Annotated in this window: 2 protein-coding genes and 1 pseudogene; all 3 read left to right on the forward strand. The window is 44.7% G+C overall.

Translation table 11 applies throughout. The features are described 5' to 3' along the window. Positions 1-227 (forward strand): annotated as a pseudogene (locus tag ACLFWI_RS28005) (NAD(P)H-quinone oxidoreductase subunit F); the annotation flags it as partial. A gap of 287 nt (positions 228-514) precedes the next feature. After that, on the forward strand, positions 515-2,053 hold the full coding sequence (locus ACLFWI_RS28010) for an NADH-quinone oxidoreductase subunit M (protein WP_446415658.1): 1,539 nt from the start codon (positions 515-517) through the stop codon (positions 2,051-2,053). Between the two features lie 275 nt (positions 2,054-2,328). Then, the gene (locus ACLFWI_RS28015; RefSeq protein WP_446415659.1) at positions 2,329-3,651 is read left to right on the forward strand and encodes a CO2 hydration protein; all 1,323 of its coding nucleotides are present in this window, start codon (positions 2,329-2,331) and stop codon (positions 3,649-3,651) included. Positions 3,652-3,947: the final 296 nt, after the last annotated feature.

Here is a 3,947-nt window from a genome sequence, read left to right on the forward strand (position 1 = left end):
TGGTTGATTTGATTTCGAGAACGATTTCTTGGGTTGACCGTTATATTGTGGATGGTTTGGCTAATTTAGTCGCATTTATGACGGTGTTTAGTGGGCAAAGCTTGAAGTACAATGTTTCGGGGCAAACCCAGTTTTATGCGTTGACAATTTTGTTGGGGGTGGCGTTGTTTGGATTTTTGTTAAGTTTGCCGATTCTGTCGCGTATTTCGCTGATTATTGGTGGATGATTTGCGTTTTTGTCCGAGTTTTTGGGCGGGAAAGATGTGTTTTTTTTTAACGCAGAGGAACGCAGAGGAAAGCGCAGAGGAACGCAGAGGGGTTCAAAGGGAGGTGGTGGAGGAATGGATGTGTTCACTGTTTAGATGGATATTAAATGTATAGATGTGCCATAGGGCGTTTTGAGGTTTAAGGTTTTCGGGGCGGGTTTAATTTGAATTGTTTCTAGTTGTTTAGAGGCTGATTAACTCGCCCTGATTAAGTGGAAGCGTTTTGAGTTGGAATTTTTGACGGGCTTATGCTGAGTACGCTTATCGGGTTACCTGTTGTTGGTGCAATTATAATTGGGTTTTTGCCAGGAAAGGTGGCACAAACGAGACTCCGGGCGATTGTTTTAGCGGTGGCGACAGCGATTGTTCTGGTGACATTGTGGTTAGCCACGCAGTTTGATATCACCTATTCCGGTTGGCAATTTCAAGAGGAGTTGACCTGGATTCCTCAATTGGGTTTATCCTACAAGTTGGGGGCGGATGGTTTATCGTTTCCGTTGCTGGCTTTGGGTAGTTTGTTGAATTGGGTGGTTATTTTTAGCAGCCGAGTTGATGTTGAACGAGTTCGCCTTAAATATGCCCTGATTTTGTTGGTGAATGCAGGGGTTACGGGGGCGTTTCTGGCACAGAATTTGTTGCTGTTTGTCCTGTTCTATGAATTGGTGTTGATTCCCTTGTATCTGTTAATTGCAATTTGGGGGGGAAGTAAGCGGGAATATGCAGCGATGAAGTTTCTCATCTATACTGCGGTTTCCGGGATTCTGATTCTGGCGGCATTTTTGGGGATTACGTGGCTGAGTCATTCGACTAGCTTTAATTATGAGGCGATTCAAACTCAAGGGTTATCGTTAACCACTCAGTTGATTCTGCTAACCATTTTATTGGTAGGATTTGGGATTAAAATTCCCCTGGTTCCCTTACATACCTGGTTACCCGATGCTTATGTGGAAGCGTCGCCTGTGGTGGCGATTCTTTTAGGAGGGGTTGTGGCGAAGATGGGAACTTATGGGTTGGTACGCTATGGGTTACAATTGTTTCCCGAAGCCTGGTCTTTGGTAGCGCCGGGATTGTCAATTGTTGGCGTGGTGAGTGTATTGTATGGTGCATTGAGTGCGATCGCGCAAAAAGATATTAAACGGATGGTGGCGTATAGTTCAATTGGTCACATGGGGTATATTGTTGTCGCCGCCTCAGCGTTAACGCCGTTGAGTCTTTTGGGTTGTATTACTCAGATGGTGAGTCATGGAATTATCCTGGCAATTCTGTTTTATTTGGTTGGGGTGGTGGAAACCAAGGTGGGAACTCGCGACTTGGATGTTTTGAATGGGTTGATGAATCCAACGCGGGGTTTACCGTTGGTGAGTGCGTTGTTGATTTTAGGGGGAATGGCAAGTGCAGGGATTCCCGGTTTAGTTGGATTTGTGGCAGAGTTTCTGGTGTTTCAAGGGAGTTATGCGGTGCTTCCTTGGCAAACCCTTTTATGTATTTTTGCTTCGGGGTTGACGGCGGTTTATTTTGTGATTCTGCTGAATCGAACCTGTTTTGGCAAGTTGGATAATCGTAAGGCTTACTATCCGAAAGTTCTCTGGAATGAAAAAGCGCCTGCGATTATTTTGGCGGTGATTATTTTCTTTCTGGGAATTCAACCAACTTGGTTGGTTCGGTGGACAGAAACGACGACGAATGCCATTGTTTCGGCGGTTCCGACTCAGGTTGATCAGAAGGTGGCGTTGAAGGATTCGTCATTAGTCATACTCGCGCAAGCGAGAAGCAAGCTACGTCATTAGTCATTCGTCTTATGTAGTTCTTTGACGTGAACAACGGGCGGGTTTTGTAGCCAAGCTAGGGACAACAATTAATATTAATCCCTAAACCCGCCCCTACAGGATTAAAAATCATTTCCTTGAACAAAGTCATTTGTCGTTCTTTGACGTGAACAACGGGCGGGTTTTGTAGTCAAGCTAGGGACAACAATTAATATTAATCCCTAAACCCGCCCCTACAGGATTAAAAATCATTTCCTTGAACAACGTGAAGGGTCAACACTAAAAACTTGATAACCATGGTACAAACTCCAACAAAACCAGCAACGAAATTACCCCCGTCTCAGCATGAATTTGCGGATATTGTTCACCGTTTAGAGGCTGGGGGGGCGATGGTTCCCGATACGCCGGAAAACCTGATGCAAATTATTGGCATCTGGAAGGCGTATGCGGTGCCAATGGATTTCTATTGGCGGGATTTGCTTTATATTGGCGAACGAGTTTTTTTGAATCCGTTTCCCTTCTTTAAATATTTTCTGCCCAAAGAATATTTAGACCTCCATAATCATTATGCCGGAGATGATGCCGATTTACGCATTTGGCGGGGTCAAGCAACGGCGCATCCGGAACTGATGGCGTTTATAGAGAAAGGGGAAACCGGAAAAATGCCCAAGTTACTCCATCACTTGTGGCATGACCGGATTAATATGGAGTTTGCTGAAGCTTGTATGCGGGCAATGCTTTGGCATCGGAATATGTACGCCCCGGTGAATCAGTTTGATCCTTATCTGGATACCCAGGAGTATAAGGACAATGCGAATCGGGCAATTGAGGCGTACTTTAAAGGAAATCCCGTCATGCTGGGATGGCATAAGCTGTTCCCAGAGATGTTTATCGAACAATGTCGTCAGGCGTCGTATTATAGTCTTTTGGGGCTATTTTGGGAAGTAATGGCACCGGTGTTTTTTGAGGTGTCTGATCTCTACGATGAAGGAAAAATAACCTCTGTCCCCGAAGCGATGAACTTTTTGGTGAATGGCATATTCGCGATCGCAGGTCGTCCGATCTATCATCATGTTTATGTCAAAGGGGAATGTTATGAGGTGATTCCTAAGTCCAAAGGGTTTACCTGGCTGTATGAGGCGGCGCTTCCCTATGTAGAGGCGGTATTCTATCGCACAGCACCTTTTAGGGGTACAAAGTCCTATAATGCCCAAGCGGGGGAAGTTCCCAGTGATCAGAAAGACTTCCATTATGGGGTTCTCTATGCCGATAAATTCCCCGTCGGTTCGGCGGGAATTCCGCCAACCTTGCTGATGCAGGATATGTTACATTTCTTACCCCCCTATCTGCGAGACTTCTATGAAAAGCGTTGTCGCAGTGAAAGTGATATCCTGAATCAAATTGGCATCACCTTTCAGCGATCAATGTATTGTGTGACATCGGCAGTATTTCAGGCGTTACGAACCGCACTGTTGTATCCCTTAGATGACCCGAATCCCAAGCATTTACAGGCGAATCGGGCATTTTTTGAAGCGCAATTAGACCGATTCTGTCGCCCAGAGTATGGAATCCGGGAGGCGGCGCGGTTAGAATATATTCAGACTGCCGATTATCGGTAATTGATGTCTGATTAAGTCTTATACCAGATCCCCGACTACTAAAAGAAGTCGGGGATCTATGTCATAAATATACCTATAGATATATTTCATATACATTAATCGCGTGCATTTGTCAATCCTCTTTAAGGTTGATTCTATGAAACATCTGTAAAGATTTCCTGACAACCTTGAAGAGTTAGTAAACTCTCCGGATTTTTCACCCATTAAGCGCCATTGGCTGATACAACTGAATACTAGAGAAACCTAAATTTTGAGCCAAGCCGTTTATCTAATCATGCCAACTCATCCCAAATAAA

It is taken from the genome of Coleofasciculus sp. (assembly GCF_046539235.1).
Taxonomy (GTDB): domain Bacteria; phylum Cyanobacteriota; class Cyanobacteriia; order Cyanobacteriales; family Coleofasciculaceae; genus Coleofasciculus.

What these genes read in the sequence shown, in the direction of transcription:
- ACLFWI_RS28010 (WP_446415658.1), top strand. Translation starts at nt 515, where the DNA reads ATGCTGAGTACGCTTATCGGGTTACCTGTTGTTGGTGCAATTATAATT.
- ACLFWI_RS28015 (WP_446415659.1), top strand. Translation starts at nt 2,329, where the DNA reads ATGGTACAAACTCCAACAAAACCAGCAACGAAATTACCCCCGTCTCAG.